Origin of the sequence: Hymenobacter sediminicola, assembly GCF_014250515.1 — a bacterium.
In the GTDB taxonomy this organism is placed as follows: Bacteria; Bacteroidota; Bacteroidia; order Cytophagales; family Hymenobacteraceae; genus Hymenobacter; species Hymenobacter sediminicola.
Genome location: NZ_CP060202.1, coordinates 2,257,152 through 2,272,963, shown reverse-complemented (window position 1 = coordinate 2,272,963; position 15,812 = coordinate 2,257,152). Strand labels below are relative to the sequence as shown.

Annotated in this window: 11 protein-coding genes and 1 pseudogene; 9 read left to right on the top strand and 3 right to left on the bottom strand. The window is 58.5% G+C overall.

The window, feature by feature from the left end:
- Positions 1-109: 109 nt before the first annotated feature.
- Both H4317_RS09605 and H4317_RS19475 read left to right on the top strand, forming a co-directional pair.
- Entirely contained in the window at positions 110-1,360 is a 1,251-nt protein-coding gene (locus H4317_RS09605; protein WP_185886271.1) for an aminotransferase class I/II-fold pyridoxal phosphate-dependent enzyme, read from the top strand.
- Between the two features lie 240 nt (positions 1,361-1,600).
- Positions 1,601-1,771, top strand: a pseudogene (locus H4317_RS19475) (histone H1); the annotation flags it as partial.
- 188 nt (positions 1,772-1,959) lie between these two features.
- On the opposite strand, the gene tyrS reads toward H4317_RS19475, so the two are convergent.
- Complete coding sequence (gene tyrS, locus H4317_RS09595; protein WP_185886269.1) at positions 1,960-3,255, bottom strand: tyrosine--tRNA ligase; 1,296 nt, start codon at positions 3,253-3,255, stop codon at positions 1,960-1,962.
- Between the two features lie 185 nt (positions 3,256-3,440).
- Between tyrS and holA the strand changes: the two genes are divergently transcribed.
- The 4 genes from holA (at position 3,441) to H4317_RS09575 (ending at position 5,955) form a co-directional block, all read left to right on the top strand.
- A complete protein-coding gene (gene holA, locus H4317_RS09590) occupies positions 3,441-4,520 on the top strand; it encodes a DNA polymerase III subunit delta (RefSeq protein ID WP_185886268.1) in 1,080 nt (359 codons plus the stop codon).
- A gap of 190 nt (positions 4,521-4,710) precedes the next feature.
- Complete coding sequence (locus tag H4317_RS09585; protein WP_185886267.1) at positions 4,711-5,172, top strand: Xre family toxin-antitoxin system antitoxin; 462 nt, start codon at positions 4,711-4,713, stop codon at positions 5,170-5,172.
- A gap of 2 nt (positions 5,173-5,174) precedes the next feature.
- Complete coding sequence (locus tag H4317_RS09580; RefSeq protein ID WP_185886266.1) at positions 5,175-5,636, top strand: RES family NAD+ phosphorylase; 462 nt, start codon at positions 5,175-5,177, stop codon at positions 5,634-5,636.
- Between the two features lie 52 nt (positions 5,637-5,688).
- On the top strand, positions 5,689-5,955 hold the full coding sequence (locus H4317_RS09575; protein WP_185886265.1) for a hypothetical protein: 267 nt from the start codon (positions 5,689-5,691) through the stop codon (positions 5,953-5,955).
- Positions 5,956-5,978: 23 nt separating this feature from the next.
- Here H4317_RS09575 and H4317_RS09570 read toward each other — a convergent pair whose 3' ends face one another.
- Together H4317_RS09570 and H4317_RS09565 are read right to left on the bottom strand one after the other, a co-directional pair.
- Positions 5,979-7,592 carry an alpha/beta fold hydrolase gene (locus H4317_RS09570; RefSeq protein WP_185886264.1) on the bottom strand — a complete coding sequence of 538 codons (1,614 nt, stop codon included), beginning with the start codon at positions 7,590-7,592 and terminating at the stop codon, positions 5,979-5,981.
- Positions 7,593-7,870: 278 nt separating this feature from the next.
- The gene (locus tag H4317_RS09565; protein WP_185886263.1) at positions 7,871-9,304 is read right to left on the bottom strand and encodes an FG-GAP-like repeat-containing protein; all 1,434 of its coding nucleotides are present in this window, start codon (positions 9,302-9,304) and stop codon (positions 7,871-7,873) included.
- Positions 9,305-9,511: 207 nt separating this feature from the next.
- On the opposite strand from H4317_RS09565, the gene H4317_RS09560 reads away from it, so the two are divergent.
- The 3 genes from H4317_RS09560 to H4317_RS09550 all read left to right on the top strand — a co-directional run bounded on the left by H4317_RS09560 (position 9,512) and on the right by H4317_RS09550 (position 15,811).
- On the top strand, positions 9,512-12,718 hold the full coding sequence (locus tag H4317_RS09560) for a tetratricopeptide repeat protein (RefSeq protein WP_185886262.1): 3,207 nt from the start codon (positions 9,512-9,514) through the stop codon (positions 12,716-12,718).
- Between the two features lie 102 nt (positions 12,719-12,820).
- Complete coding sequence (locus H4317_RS09555; RefSeq protein ID WP_185886261.1) at positions 12,821-14,527, top strand: hypothetical protein; 1,707 nt, start codon at positions 12,821-12,823, stop codon at positions 14,525-14,527.
- A 99-nt stretch (positions 14,528-14,626) separates the two neighbouring features.
- Complete coding sequence (locus tag H4317_RS09550; RefSeq protein ID WP_185886260.1) at positions 14,627-15,811, top strand: HU domain-containing protein; 1,185 nt, start codon at positions 14,627-14,629, stop codon at positions 15,809-15,811.
- The last annotated feature ends 1 nt before the right edge of the window (position 15,812 follow it).

The window sequence follows — 15,812 nt, the reverse complement described above, 5'->3', positions numbered from 1 at the left end:
CTGCCGGCCAGCGGCTACCTTTGCGGATTGCCACAACTTTGTACATTCCTTGGCGGTTAGCTCTTCGCGGACAGCCGCTCGTTTCCTTTCACATTCAACCCATTCCTTCGTGGATCTATTTGAGAAGATTGCCGCCAACCGCGGCCCGCTGGGTGTCCACTCACATTACGCGCACGGCTATTTTGCTTTCCCTAAGCTGGAAGGTGAAATTAAGCCCCGCATGATTTTCCGCGGTAAAGAGGTGCTCACCTGGAGCCTGAATAATTACCTGGGCCTGGCTAACCACCCCGAAGTGCGCAAAGCTGATGCTGATGCGGCGGCTGAATATGGTATGGCGCTGCCCATGGGTGCCCGGATGATGTCCGGCAACTCTAACCTGCATGAGCAACTGGAAAGCGAGCTGGCCGAATTCGTGATGAAGCCTGACTGCATGCTGCTCAACTTCGGCTACCAGGGCGTAGTGAGCATCATTGACGCCATGGTGAACCGCCATGACGTGATTGTGTACGACGCCGAGTCGCACGCCTGCATTATCGATGGGGTGCGCCTGCACGCCGGCAAGCGGTTTGTGTACACGCACAACGACATGGCTAGCCTAGAGAAGCAGCTAGAGCGGGCCAAGCGCCTCACCGATGAAACTGGCGGTGGTATCCTCGTCATTACTGAGGGTGTATTCGGCATGTCGGGCAACCAAGGCGACCTGCGGGGCGTGGTGGCGTTGAAGGAAAAATTCCAGTTCCGCTTGTTCGTGGATGATGCCCACGGCTTTGGCACAATGGGCGCTACCGGCGCCGGAACGGGCGAAGAACAGGGCATTCAGGATGGTATTGACCTTTATTTTTCGACGTTTGCGAAGAGCATGGCCAGCATTGGCGCCTTCGTGGCGGGCCCCGAGAACGTAATTGAATATTTGCGCTACAACATGCGCAGCCAGATTTTCGCCAAAAGCCTGCCCATGCCGCTTGTAGTGGGCGCTTTGAAGCGTTTGGAGCTGCTGCGCACCCAGCCCGAGCTGAAGGAAAATCTGTGGACCATCGTGCGCGCCCTGCAAAGCGGCCTGCGCGAAAAAGGCTTCAATATTGGCTCTACTTCCTCGCCCGTTACGCCGGTGCTGTTGCAGGGTGAACTGACCGATGCAACTCAGGTAACCTTCGATCTACGTGAGAATCACGGCATTTTCTGCTCTATCGTGGTGTATCCGGTGGTGCCGAAAGGGGTTATCATGCTCCGTATCATCCCAACGGCAGTACATACACTAGATGATGTGGATTTGACCATCAAAGCCTTTGAAGTAGTACAGGAAAAGCTTGCAAAAGGGCTTTATTCTAAAGCAGAGATTCCTGCCGGCCTCCAAGGCTAGTTTGGGCTTCGCTAAATACAAAAGCCGATACCTGGAAAGGTGTCGGCTTTTGTATTTAGGATTATTTTGATGTTGGAGCTAGAGCGTGGAGGGTTGAATTAGAAGAGTTTTGGCCGAAAAGTGCCTTTGAAGGCTGTGAAACGCCATTAAGAAAAAAACTTGTCAACTTGCTTGTATTTGAAATCCCTGTATATTAGGCCCGTTCAAACTAATTTTTCCACTCCACACAACCCCTCTCACATGAGCAATTTCAGCCAACTCAAGGACCTCGTTATGGGCCTGGAAAGCGACTTCGAGAAATTCTACGATAAGAACAACTCGGCCGCTGGCACCCGCGTGCGCAAAGGCATGCAGGAGCTGAAGAACATGGCTCAGAGCATCCGCACGGAAGTGCAGAACGCCAAGAACAGCGCCGCTGGTGCTGCTCCTGCTGCTGGCAAAGCTGCTCCTGCTGCTAAGAAAGCTGCTCCTGCTGCTGCCAAGAAAGCCGCTCCAGCCAAGAAGAAGTAGTCTGGCGCCACGCACTGCGTGGGAGCTATACTAAAAAAAAGGCCCTGCCGATACTTCGGTAGGGCCTTTTCGTTTGCTGAGCCGCCGGCCTATACCAGCGTAATCAGGAAGTAGCTTTTGCCTTTCTGCGCTACCAGATACTTGCCCAGGAGCGGTGCTACGGCCTCCGCGGTCTGGTCCAGCGTGACTTTCTGGCGGTTGAGCTTTACGCCATTGTTCTGCACCATTTTGCGCGCCTCGCCCTTAGAACTGAAGATGACGTTACTAGAAGCCGTGCTCAGCAGCGTGAGGGCATCTAGGCCTGCCAGTTCTGCCCGCGGTACCTCTACACGTGGCACCCCGGCAAACACATCCAGCAGGGTTGCTTCGTCGAGGCTGCTCAGTTCGCCACCGCCAAATAGTACCTGAGAAGCGGCCAGAGCAGCTTCGTAGGCGGCCTGACCGTGTACCCGGATGGTGACGTCTTTGGCCAGGGCCTTCTGCAGCACGCGCAGGTGCGGAGCCTGGGCGTGTTCGGCGTCCAGAGCTTCAATTTCCGACTGCGGGAGCAATGTGAACACGCGGATGAGACGCGGCACGTCGGCGTCGGCAGCGTTGAGGAAGAACTGGTAGAACTGGTACGGCGAGGTCATGGTGCTATCCAGCCACACAGTGCCGGTTTCGCTTTTGCCGTACTTGGTGCCGTCTGCTTTGGTGATGAGCTGGCCGGTGAGGGCGTAGGCTTTGCCTTCGCCGCCCGACATGCGCCGGATCAGCTCGGTGCCGGTGGTGATGTTGCCCCACTGGTCGGAGGCGCCCATCTGGAGCGTAGTGCCGAGCTCTTTGTAGAGGTGGAAGAAGTCGTAGCCCTGCAGCAGCTGGTAGCTGAACTCGGTGTAGCTGATGCCCTCAGCGCCGGTTTCCTCGTTGCCACTAATGCGGCGCTTCACCGAATCTTTGGCCATCATGTAGTTCACGGTGAGGTGCTTGCCCACTTCACGCAGAAACTGCAGAAAACCGAAGTCCTTGAACCAGTCATAGTTGTTCACGACACGAGCCCCAGTGGGCGAGTCATCGAACACCAAAAACTTCTCCAACTGCGCCTGAATGCCGGCTTGGTTGCGTCGCAGCGCCTCCTCATCCAGCAGATTACGCTCCGCTGATTTTCCCGAAGGGTCGCCAATCATACCGGTGGCGCCGCCTACCAGCGCCAAGGGGCGGTGGCCGGCGCGCTGCAGGTGCACCAGTAGCATAATAGTGGCCAGGTTGCCGATGTGCAACGACGGGGCAGTGGGGTCGAAGCCGATGTAGCCGGTGATGGGGGCATTCTGGCGCAGATGCTCGTCGGTGCCGGGCATCATGTCGTGAAACATGCCACGCCAGCGCAATTCTTCTATCAGGTCCATTCGGGGAGGTGTCAGGTGGTCGTTGTCGGTTGGTAGGAGCGGGGGGCCGGAAGGTGTTCTGGCAAAACCGCAGAAGAGGGCGCAAAGGTAACGGCCCGGCGGTACCTTTGCCATGTCCTTTGTGGTGGCAGTTAGAAGTTCATCCTCAGGCCCGACAACTGACAACGTCTATCTGACAACCCGCTATGCCTGTTCTCACCGCCGACGAAATCCTGAAGCAGCTCCAGCAGCGGCAGTTTGCGCCCGTGTACTTTCTGCAGGGCGAGGAGCCGTATTATATCGATCTGGTAGCCGACCTGCTGGACAAAAACGTGCTACAGGAGCACGAAAAGGGCTTTAACCAGGTTGTGCTCTATGGCAAGGACACCGATGTGGCCGGCATCCTGGGCCAAGCCAAGCGCTTCCCGATGATGGCCGAACGCTCGGTGGTGATTGTGAAAGAAGCCCAGGCCGTGGCCGATCTGGAGTCGGAGAAAACGTGGCCGTTTCTGGAGGCATACCTGAAAAACCCGCTGCAAAGCACGGTGCTGGTGCTCTGCTACAAGCACAAAACGTTGGACGCCCGCAAAAAGCTCGGCAAGCTGCTGGCTGGCGACAAAAAGGAGCCCGCCCCGGCCGGTACCGTCCTCATGACCAGCAAGAAGCTCTACGACAACCAGGTGGCGCCCTGGTTGAGCAACTACGTGCGCTCCAAAAACCAGCAGATTACGCCCCAGGCAACGGTCATGCTGGCCGAGTACATCGGCGGCGAGCTGGGCCGCCTCACCAACGAGGTAGACAAGATGCTCATCAACCTGCTGCCCGGCCACAGCATTGATGAGGACCTGGTACAGCGCATGGTGGGCATCAGCAAGGAGTACAACATCTTCGAGCTGCAGAGCGCCTTGGTGCGCCGCGACGTGCTCAAGGCCAACCGCATCCTGCTCTACTTCGAGGCCAACCCCAAAAACAACCCGCTCATTCCGAACCTAACGCTGCTGTTCAACTACTTCTCCCGACTGCTGGCGCTGCACCAGAATCCCAACCCGTCGGAAGCGGACTGGCTGAAAATGGGCCTGCGCTTCCCCATCCAGCGCAAAGACTACCAGACCGGCCTAAAGGTGTTCGACTTCCACCGTACCCGCGACATCGTGCACCTCATCCGCCGCGCCGATGCCCAAAGCAAAGGCATCGACTCGGGCTCGATGACCGACGGCGAAATCCTGCGGGAGCTAATCTGGCTGATTCTGCACCCGGTGCCGCTGCACGCCGTGGTAGGGGCCTGATATACCATCCGTCATCCTGAGCGGAGCGAAGGATTTTATCACGGCTGGATTACTATCAATGGTTACCGTTCAAACCTGACAAGGTCCTTCGCTTCGCTCAGGATGACAGTTGGTAATCGAACAAAAAGAAATTTTTCCGCGTTAAGAAGAAAAATTTCCATAGCTTCGACTGCTGATTTTCCTTACTGCCATGGCCACTACTCTCGCAAAACCCAAAGTCACGACTACGCTTCCTGCGCCTTTGCGGAAGAAATGGGCGGCCTGGAGCCGTACCGGACAGGACTCGTTTGCCCTGGTGATGGAAGCACGCAAAGGCCTGCCAGCCGCTACGGCGTTTGAGGTAGCCGATGCGTTTCAGCTGCAGGCCAGCCAACTGGAGGCCATCTACGAGCTTTCCACCAAAACGCTGCGCAGCTACACCCAGGAAAACCGCAACCTGAATGCCTCCAGCAGCGAGAAAACGCTCAAGATTATTGCGCTCTACGAAACCGGCATCGAAGTATTCGGTGATACGGCGGCGTTTTTGCGCTGGCTGAGCAAGCCGGCCCACGGCCTCGACGGCGAGGTACCGCTGCGCCTGCTCGAAACCAGCGGCGGCATTGATCTAGTAGAGGAGGAGCTGACGCGCATTGCTTACGGCGACCTGGCCTAACGATGCAGGTATACCGCATCTGCTTGGCCAAATACGCCGACGACCTGTTTGCCTCCGGGCGCCGCGCCCGCTGGAACACCCAGGACAAATTCGTGATTTACACGGCTGCTTCCCGCGCCCTGGCCTGCCTTGAAAACGTGGTACACCGGAGCGGCGAAGGCCTCAACGACCAGTTCCGGGTGCTCGTGATTGATGTGCCCGATGATGTGGCCGTGGAGGAAATACCGGCTGCCCAACTGCCCGTCGGCTGGGAAAAAGCCAGCCGCTACAGCCTCTGCCAGCCCCTCGGCGACGCGTGGTACGAGCGGCGCAGCGCGGCCGTGCTGCGGGTGCCTTCATCCATCGTGCCGCAGGAGTTCAACTACATCCTGCACACCCGCCACCCCGATTTTAAGCGCATCCGCATCGTGGCCCGCGAAGAGTTTAGCTTCGATTCGCGGATTAAGGCCAGCGACATAAACTAAACCGGCTTTCTAAAGAGCCACCCAATTTGATACAGTAGCTGCCTCACGCCTCATGCAAGTCCTTGATATTATCCTGGTATCACCCAAAGAAACCTTCCTCGTTGGATACCTGACGGGGGCAGTGCAGCCGGGCAAGTGGGAGCTGCGCCTGAATGGCGAGACCGTGGCCGTGCTGGATATAGCAGGCGAGGCCGAGGTGCAGGCCGGCCCCAAAGGCAAGCTGGCGCCGCCCCGTGTGCTCGAATGCCGCGGCCCGGTAGACAAAAGCCAGATCGACTTCACTAAAGATGAGGTAACGTTGACGCGGATGGATGCCTGACCAATAGTACCCTTTGGCACTGGCTACTGCTGCCGGAAAAACCGCAGGACGGTTGCGTTGAATACCTCTGGTATTTCCTGCGGCGCATAATGGGTGGCTCCCGGAAAAATAACCAACTGACTGTGCGGCAGAGCTTTGGCAATAGCCTGGGTGTGAGGTTCCAGGATAACATCGTGCTGCCCGGCCAATACGAGTACCGGAGCAGTAATCTGGCCGAGTTGGGCGAAAGTAAGCTGGGGCTCTTGGACCAGCAGCCGCAGCAGGCGGGTATCAATGGCGGTGGTGTTGCGGGCCTGGGCCTGCTGCAACTGCCGTCGGAACCCGGATAGCAGGGCTGGTTCCAGGGCGTGGGGGGCAGGAAACAGGTTAGCTCCCATGATGGCCAGGCGGCCCACGTATTCCGGGTGAGTTAGGGCCAGGCTCAAGGCCGTATTGCCCCCGTCGCTCCAGCCCAGGATATGTACCCGGCGTAGGTGCAGCGAGTCGAGCAACTGGCGGGCGTCCTCGGCAAACAACTCATAGCTGAAATTCTGGGTGGTGAAATCCTGGCTATGGCCTTGGGCCCGTGTATCGAGAACCAGCACGTCGAAATACCGGGCCAGTTCGGCAATCTGTAGCTGGAAGGCAGCTCCTGACTGCCCGTTACCGTGCAACAGCAGCAGCGGCTCGCCCTGGCCGTACCGCTCGTAGTAGAGGCGGGCTCCGCGCACCCTGATGTACCGTCCGGCGGCCGAATTGCTGCCGTAGCCAGCGGGGTTGGGCAAGTACGGAGCGGTGAAGTAGCGCAGATACGCCAGACTATCGGGCAAGGTGTAGTTGGGGGCGGTGTCGGCGAGGCCGTTGGTTTTACCGGGAGCGGTGTAGGTATCGGCCGTCAGGTTAAAGCCCAGGTAGCCGGGTATGGTTTCCCAGCGGGCCTGACTTTTGGAGCGGGTGAGGACCTGATGACCTGGCAGCGGCACGGCCGAAAAGGCGAAACCATTGGCGCTGTCGGGGGCGGCTTCACTGTGCAGCCACTGCACCGTCACGGCTACTTCGCGCAGGCCAGGATAGTGGAGCTGGTAGGGTTCGAGGTCTACCGTGACCCAGCCTCGGGGTTGAATGACAGTGAAGCGGATATCGGGTTGGGGTAAAGGCTCGGTGGGTAGGCCATTTTGCACCCGGTACAGCAGTAGCCGAAACGTGACGGACCGGAAGCGGTTGAAAGCCACCAGCAAGCGGGCCGTGCGCAGGTAGGAGTCGGAAGCCAACGGCACTACTGTTCCCTGCTCGCGGGCCAGTTCGTCCTGCCCAGCTCCGGGCTCGGTATAGAGGCGAACCGTCATGAACGTGGCGTTGCCGGTGCGCCCAAACGTACGGGTGCGTACCCGGCCCGGTCGCACCGTGACGGCCGCCAGTTGTTGCGCAGCGGGCGTCAGACGGATGACCGTCGCGCTGGTCCGCAGCTGGTCTGCTGGCAGAGTGACTGCCGCATAGCCTACGCAGGAAACCACCACCGGGCGCTGTACCGAATCGGGCAGTGCAAACCGGAAGTGGCCGGCCTCATCGGCAATGGTACCGAAGGGACGGCCAGCTACGCCCACCGAAGCAAACGGCACCACCTGTTGGGTAGCCTCATCGAGCACAGTGCCTTGCACAACCGTCGTTTGGGCATATAGGCAAGCAGGCAGCAGAGATAGAAACAGTAGGAGCGAAGCGCAACGCATCAGGGTAGAGCAAGTGTGGGGTGCGCTTAGGAGCCTGAGTAGAAAGCAAAGGTTGCGCTCAGTACCGCACTTCTTTCCAGGCCGAACTCAGGTCCAGCAGGTATTCAGCTTGCTGGACTTGGAGCACGCAGCGAGAAACAATAGAACAGTTGAAATATCCCAGGTAGATAGGAGGCGGAACACCAAGAAAACTATCTTTCCAGAAAGGATCAACGAATCTGTAGAGGGCGAACAGTCTGATGGTTTTTTGCATCGGTTATCACTGCTCGATAAGCACCGGAGGATAATTTCTCAACGGGGAAACGTTGGTTATTGGACTGGATGGTATGCGTGGCTACGGTTTGTCCCAGCATATTCACAAGTTTCACCTGAACCGGAAAAACGGCATCAGATAGCTCAATATTTACCTTCTCGGAGGCTGGGTTTGGGTAAAGCGCTAAGCTGCTCAATAGTGTGGGCTTCTGGGTAGAAAGTGCCGTTTGGTTAAGCAAGACAGCTATCGGATTTGCAGAATTAAGTAACACAACCAAATCGAGCTTGCCATTGCCGTCTACATCGCCACTTGCTAAGTCGATTACTGCGGCCGGCATAGCAATGCTCACCGGAGCGGCAAAATTTGCATTTCCAAGGTTGCGGTAGAGGAGTACAGCACTGTTACCAGAGGCTACTAGATCAAGATTTCCGTCATTATCGAAATCAGCAGTGGTCAGTCTTCTTGGACTGTTAAGGCCATCCGGATAAGGGAGTTGTTCTACTCCACCAAACTGCCCGTTGCCAATACTGCGATGCAGAAAAATAACGTTGGATCCATGAGGCGAAAGGAAATCATCTAACTGGTCCCCATCTACATCAGCAAGGTAGCCGTTAGACCCAACTGCCCCTGAAGGATTTATTCCGGGAACCGCTGCAAAGTTATTACTAGTACCTGTTGTATTGGTGTTCAGATAAGTAGAACAGTTACCTCCATATAATCCCACCACTGATAAATCAGGGCGAGAATCCGTATTGAGCCGGCCAACGGCAATTGATTCTATATAGTAGCCACTAAGCGTAAGGGGCTGAGTGGTGAATTGCCCGCTACCGTTATTGTATAGCAATTTCATGGTGGTGCTGCCTCCCGGAGTAGAGACGCCATTCGTAGCCAAATCAGTGTGGCCGTCGCCATTAAAATCACCGACTGCCAGTGTTCTGCTTAGCTCAGAAGTGCCTGATGTTGTAATACTAGTGCCTGTGGAGAAATTAGAATTGCCAAGATTGGTGTAGAGAGTGACAGCACCGCCTCCCACTACAACATCGGGTTTAGAATCTCCCGTCACATCGACTATTTCAATATGGCCTGCATTGCCAGAGCTGCCGGGAATAGGCCATGAAACTGGCGCCGCAAAACCGCCATTGACTGACTGAAGGAACGTAAGATATTGATTAGAAAGTCTAGGGGCTGCGGCCACGGATAGGAAGATGTCAGCTCTGCCATCTGCATTTATATCTTTTGCCACTATGCGGCGGGGAGCAGAACCGCTAAATCCTCTGGAATAGTAGGTTGCAGGACTAAAATTAAACCCTTGGCTATAGGCAGTACCGCTTGACAACAGTAAGCTGCAGAGAATAACAGCCCGCAAGTTCGGGTAGGAAGCAATAAGCATGTGATGATAGATTAAAATACAACGATATGCCAATGTAGCGAAATTGTGAATTCAGCTTTCTGCTTCAATTGTAAAAACAACAATACTATAAATACAAGGCTCGTTGCATAATAGCAGTTCATCTGCACCAAAAGGCAACCCAAGCAGGTTTTTCGCTACTTTTGGCCATATCCGGCCCTACTGGGCCGCTTCCCGTAACGCCGAGCAATGAAGTTTATCCCCCGGATTGCGCTGGCCGCCTCCCTTAGCGCCGCGGCGCCGCTGGCCGCCCAAGCCCAGCAAACCCAGGTGTTCGCCTCCGACGAGCGCCATTTTCAGGAAGGTCTGGAGCTGTTCGACCGTGGCAAGTATGGCGCCGCCCAACAGGCTTTCCAGCGCTACCTCGACCTCACGCAGCGTCGCACCGGTGAGTTGCGCGACCGAACCATCGACGCCGAATACTACTACGCCGTAGCCGGCCTCTACCTGTTTCATCCCGACGCCGAGGACCGGATTCTGTCTTTTGCCACGCAAAATCCAGGTCATCCCAAGGCGGCTGTGGCTTTCTTCGAGCTGGGCAAGTTCTACTTCGATAAGAAGGACTACGCCAAGTCCATCGACTACCTGCAACGCGTAGGAGCCGACAACCTCACGCTGGAGCAGCGAGCCGAGTCGGAGTTTAAGCTCGGCTACAGCTACTTCGCGCAGAAGGAGTTCGACAAGGCCAAGCTGCAGTTCGACCGCAACAAGCAGGGCACGCACCAGTACCGCTACGCCAGTTCCTACTACGCTGGCTACCTAGCATTCCGGGCCGGCGACTACCCCGGCGCCCGCCAGGATTTGGCGGTGGCCGAGCAGAACGATGCTTACCGCCCCGTGGTGCCGGCCGTGATGAGCCAGATCTATTACAAGGAAGGCAACTTCGACGGCCTCATCGACTACGGCACCAAGGCGCTGGCCCAGACCCCGCCGCCGCAGTCGGCTGATGAAATCCAGCTGCTGGTAGGGGATGCCTACTATCAGAAGCAGGATTTCAAACAGGCCGCCGAGTATTTCGACAAGTATGCCGCTGGCCGCAAGAAGATTGAGCCCGAGGTGCAGTACAAAATCGGGTACGCCAACTACAAGCAGGGGGACTTCAAAGGTGCCATCGGCTCCTTCAAAGGCGTAGCCGCCCGCCGAGACTCGCTGGGGCAGAACGCCGCCTACCACCTGGGCCTGAGCTACCTGCAAACCAACCAGAAGCAGCTCGCGCTAAACTCGTTTGATGCCGCCCGCAAGGCCACGTTCGACAAGAACATCAGCGAAAACGCCACGCTCAAATACGCGCAGATCAACTACGAGCTAGGCAACACGCCCGAGGTAATTGCCACGCTCAAGGATTTCGGCAAGAAGTACCCGCGCTCCAAAAACCGCGAAGCCGCCGACGACATCCTGAGCGAGAGTTTCCTCAACTCCTCCGACTACGCGCAGGCGCTCAACTACCTCGACAACCTCGACGACCGGAGCACCAAGCTCAACGCCACCTACCAGCGCGTGTCGTACCTGCAGGCGGCCACGCTCTACAACAACAGCCGCTACTCCGAGGCCCTGCCGCTGCTCGACAAGAGCCTGAAATACCCGCAGGACGACGCCCTGCGCGCCGCCGCGCAGGTGCTGAAGGGCGAAATCTACAGCGTGGGCCAGAAGTATCCCGATGCCATTACAGCCTATACCGCCGCGGCCCGCACGGCCCGGCAGGGCGGCGTCACGGCCAGCGAGAAGGATTTCGAGCAGAAGGCCCGCTATGGCCTCGGCTACGCCTACTACAACACCCAGCAGTACGACCGGGCCCGGCCGCAGTTCCAGGCTTGGCTGCAGGACCCGGTGGCCAAGCCCGCCGACCCCAACTACTACGACGTGACCCTGCGCCTGGCCGACACCTACTACGTGGCCAAAAACTACCAGCAGGCCCTCGACCTCTACAACAAGGTTATCACGGCCAACGCCGCCGACAAGGACTACGCCTACTACCAGAAGAGCGTGGTGCTGGGGTTGCTCGGCCGCCGCGATGAAGCCGCCCAGACGCTGGGTACGCTGCTGCGTACGTCGCCTACGTCACGCTACGCCGACGATGCCGTGTACCAGCAGGCGCAGCTCGACTTCGAGGCCGGCTCATTCCAGCAGGCCGTGGATGGCTTCTCGAAGCTGATTGCCAACCGCCCCAACTCCCAGCTGATTCCGCAGGCGCTGCACAAGCGCGGCGTGGCCTATGCCAACCTGGACCAGCACGAGAAGGCCGCCACGGACTTCAAGCAAGTGCTGAGCCAATATCCGCGCACGAAAGCCGCCAGCAGCGCCATCTACTCGCTGCAGGAAAGCCTGTCGGCGCAGGGCAAGACGGAGGAATTCGACCAGTATCTGGCCCAGTTCAAGCAGCAGAACCCCGACAGCAAAGCCACCGAAAGCGTGGAGTTTGAGGCCGCCAAGTCGCTGTATCTGGCTGAGAAGTATGCCCAGGCCATTCCGCGCCTGGAGTCGTATCTGAAGCAGTACCCCGACAACGCCCTGGCCGCCGATGGCCGCTACTTCCTGGCCGACGCACTGCTGCGCACCGGTAAGAAAGCTGAAGCCTTGCCTAAGCTGAAAGCCGTAGTGCAGGAAGGCAAGTCGGAGTTTGTGAACCGCGCTGTGGGCCGGGTGGCGGATTTGGAGTTCGAGAACAAGAACTATCCGGAGGCCATCATCTACTACGGTCGCTTGCGCACCTCCTCGCAGAACAAGCGCGAAATAGCCAACGCCGGGCTGGGCCTGATGAAGAGCTACTACGAAAGCGGCGACCTGGAAGGCACCCGCCGCGTAGCCGCCGAGCTGCAGGCCCAGGCTGCTTCGCCAACGGCCACCAACGCCGCGCTGCTCTACTTGGGCAAAGCCAGCTTCAAGGCCGGCAACTACGACCAGGCCATCACGGAGCTGAACACGGCCGCCACCACGGCCGCCGCCGACGAAAACGGCGCCGAAGCGCAGTATCTGGTGGCCGACGCCCTGTTCCAGCAGAAGAAATACCCCGAAGCGCTGGACGCGGCCTACAAGACCAACACCTCGAACTACGAGCTGTGGCAGGGCCGGGGCTTCCTGCTGATTGCCGACATCTACGCCGCGCAGGGTGAGAATTTCCAGGCGCGCGCCACACTCAATTCCATCATCGACAACAAGTTTCCGGTGGCCGAGGTAATTGCCGGCGCTAGGCAACGGCTGGCGGCGCTGCCCGGCGAAACGCCGGCTGGCACCACCAAGCCAGCTCCGGCCAAGCCCGCCACTACCAAGCCCGGAACCACCAAAACCACCACCCCGAAAGGCAAGACGGCCGGCCGCAGCTCGTTGGTGCCCAGCACCACCCAGCCCACCGACACGGTTACCAACCGCACGGATGGGCCCGTGGGCGAGGAGGAATAGGAGTGAGGAGGCTGGTTGTCTGCTGAAAATAAAAATCTGAATCTTAACTGGTTGCTGCTGGCGTGCTAAACCACTGCCTGTATGTAAGCCACCCCTGACTATATGACGCTTCATCCGTCGAAACTGCTGGCCCTGGCCGGACTGCTGGCTGCCGTGCCGGCTGTGGCGCAGGCCCAACCTACGCGCACCACGCCCCGGGGCAAAATCGAAGAGGCCGAAATTGAGATTGTGAAGGAGCGCGTCAATCAGCTGCCGGAGGCGGCCCGCAACTTCGAGAAAATCAAGATTGAACCGCCGGCCAAAACCACGGCCAAGGTGCCGTACACGTACCCCGATTTCAAGATGCCTGCCGACCTGCTCAACCCCTCGGTGCGGGTGCTGACCATCCGGCAGGAAGAGCTGACCCCGCAAACCGGCAACTACCTGAAGGCGGGCGTCGGCAACTACGGCACGTTCCTGGGCCGGGCGCATCTGCACAACACGCGCAGCAACTCCGCCTCCTACGGCCTCGACCTGAATCACCTGTCTTCGGCCAGCGGCCCGATTGACAAGAAGAACTCGGGCCAGAGCCGCACCAGCCTGGGCGTGCACGGCGAAACCTACAGCGGCGCTACGGCGCTGGGGGCCAAAGTGGATGTGGGAAGGGAGCGGTACAACTTCTACGGCTACAACCGCAACCGGCCCGAACTGCCCGTAGCCGACAGCCTCAAGCAGACCTTCTTCCGGGCCGATGCCAAGGTATATGCCCGCAACCGGGCCACCGACGCGGCTTTCCAGTACGACGTGGCGCTGGGTTTCCGGCACTGGAACGACCGGTTTGAGGCTAAGGAAAACAACATCTACGCCGAGCTGCGCTCCAGCTACGCCCTGGGCGAAACGAGCCGCGTGAGCGTCAACGGCGACCTGTCATTCATCTCCTTTAAAGACTCGCTGAGCTACAGCCGGCCGTTCGTGCAGGTGACGCCCGCCTACGAGCTGACGCTGGACCGGCTGGCCGTGTCGGTAGGAGCCACGCTGGGCTACACCGGCGACACCATCCGTGACGTGTCGCAATTCAAAATCTACCCGGCTGTACGTTTAGCGTACACCGTCACGGAAGACAAATTCGTTGTGTTTGGCGGCTTGGGTGGCGGTTTGCAGCGTGTGACGATGTACGACCTGACCACCGAAAACCCCTGGCTGGCGCCCAACCAGCGCGTGGCCGACACCCACCGCGGCCCAACTGTGTTCTTCGGCTTCAACGCGGCCCCGGCCCGCGCGCTGGAGGTGAATGCCAAGGTGACGCTGAGTAACGACCGGAACCTGTACTTCTACAACAACTCCCGCCGTGACTCCACCAAGTTCGACCTCGTCTATGACAAGAAGGCCACGCAGCTGATCAATGTACACGGCGAAATCATCTACAACGCGGCCGAGAAAACCCGCATCGGGCTCAAGGCCGACTACAACGGCTACAACGTGAAAACGCTGGCTCAGCCGTTCCACCGGCCGGCGTTCCAGTCGATGCTGTTCGCCACGCACAACGTATATGAGAAGCTGCTGCTGGGCGCCGAACTATACACGTATAGCTCCAGCTACGGCTCCAGCTACAAGCCGGGGTCTTTCGATCCGGCCTTCGTGCCCGGCCGTGAAATCGTGCGTCCTACCGACTCCGTCATCGACCTGAACCTGAAGGCAGATTACCGGATTATGGAAAATCTGAGCATCTTTGCTCAGGGCAATAACCTGCTAGGCCGTAAATACGAGCGGTTCCTGAACTACCCAGTGAAAGGAATCAACGTCCTGGCAGGAGTTACCTACGACTTTTAAATCTGCGCCTTGAGATACCGAATCGTCTGTCAGCCTGCTGTCTGCAGCGGCTGACAGACGATTTTACTACCTCTGCTTTTCATCCCAGACCGCTACACCTTGCCGCTATCCGACCACATCCGCACGTTGCTCCGGGACCATGACTGCGTCATCATCCCTGATTTTGGCGGCCTGATTGCCGACTACGCTCCCGCCCGCATTCATCCGGTGCGCCATACGCTGGCCCCACCGGCCAAGCGCGTAGCCTTCAATCAGTCGTTGACCCGCAACGACGGGCTGCTGGTAGATGCGCTAAGCCAGCACCTGAATCTGAGCCCGGCCCAGGCCCGACAGATGGTTCGGGAGGCCGTGGCCCGCATGCAGCAGGAACTGGAAACCGGCCAGCGCACCGAACTGAGCGGCATTGGCATCTTCCGCCGCTCGGCAGGCCGTGGCCTTGAGTTTGAATACACGGGTACCGACAATCTGCTTTCCGCCAGCTTTGGCCTGCCAGAACTGGTATCGCGACCGGTGCGCGCTACGGATGCGCTGAACTCGCGTGAGCGGCAGCCCGCTGCTCCGCAACTGGCGACAGTGCGCCGCCGCGCTTCCCGGGTCGTGTATAATGCCCTGACAGCGGTGGTTGTAGGTCTGATGTTCTCGGCCAGCTACATGTTCGCCGATCAGCAGGGCTACCTGCCCGATTCGCTGCGTCTACCCGCCCAGCTTTCAGTATTTGAAACCCGCCCAGAAGCTCCGGCTGCTTCGCAGGCCGCTACCGAAGCCGTTATCAGTCGCCAGCAGGCCGCTCTCACGCCCGCCGACAACTTCGTAGCCAAGCGCCCAGCCAGCAGTTCTGCTGAGTTGCCTGCTGCCGCACCTACCGTAGCTATAAAGCCAGTTGCTGACGCTGCAAAGCCAGCTGCTGCCTCCGTGGATGTGCAGACGCCGGCCGCCGCGAAGTCTAAATCTAAAGCTGCTGCAGCCAAGCCGGCTACGAAAGCACCGGGCTGGGAAAAGGCGCGGGCCACCAATGCAACTCCGGTGGCCGAAACAGCGACAATTAAAAGCCGCACGGGCCGTTACTACGTGGTGGCAGGCTCTTATACCAGCCTGGCCAATGCCGAAAAGGGGCGTCAGGCCTTGGTTCGGTTGGGCCACCCGGCCCGCGTAATTCTGCCGCAGGCTGGCAGCCGACAGTTCAAGCTCTCCGTTGCCGACTACGCCGACCGGACCTCGGCCGACCGTCAGGCTACCATTCTGCGCAAGCGGATGGGTTCTTCTCTCTGGGTACTCAATTACTAGC

Excerpts from the sequence above, each read along its gene's own strand:
- H4317_RS09580 (WP_185886266.1), top strand. The coding sequence starts at position 5,175 with ATGCAGGTATACCGCATCTGCTTGGCCAAATACGCCGACGACCTGTTT.
- H4317_RS09555 (WP_185886261.1), top strand. The coding sequence starts at position 12,821 with ATGACGCTTCATCCGTCGAAACTGCTGGCCCTGGCCGGACTGCTGGCT.
- tyrS (WP_185886269.1), bottom strand. The coding sequence starts at position 3,255 with ATGGACCTGATAGAAGAATTGCGCTGGCGTGGCATGTTTCACGACATG.
- H4317_RS09565 (WP_185886263.1), bottom strand. The coding sequence starts at position 9,304 with ATGCTTATTGCTTCCTACCCGAACTTGCGGGCTGTTATTCTCTGCAGC.
- H4317_RS09575 (WP_185886265.1), top strand. The coding sequence starts at position 5,689 with ATGCAAGTCCTTGATATTATCCTGGTATCACCCAAAGAAACCTTCCTC.
- H4317_RS09560 (WP_185886262.1), top strand. The coding sequence starts at position 9,512 with ATGAAGTTTATCCCCCGGATTGCGCTGGCCGCCTCCCTTAGCGCCGCG.
- holA (WP_185886268.1), top strand. The coding sequence starts at position 3,441 with ATGCCTGTTCTCACCGCCGACGAAATCCTGAAGCAGCTCCAGCAGCGG.
- H4317_RS09585 (WP_185886267.1), top strand. The coding sequence starts at position 4,711 with ATGGCCACTACTCTCGCAAAACCCAAAGTCACGACTACGCTTCCTGCG.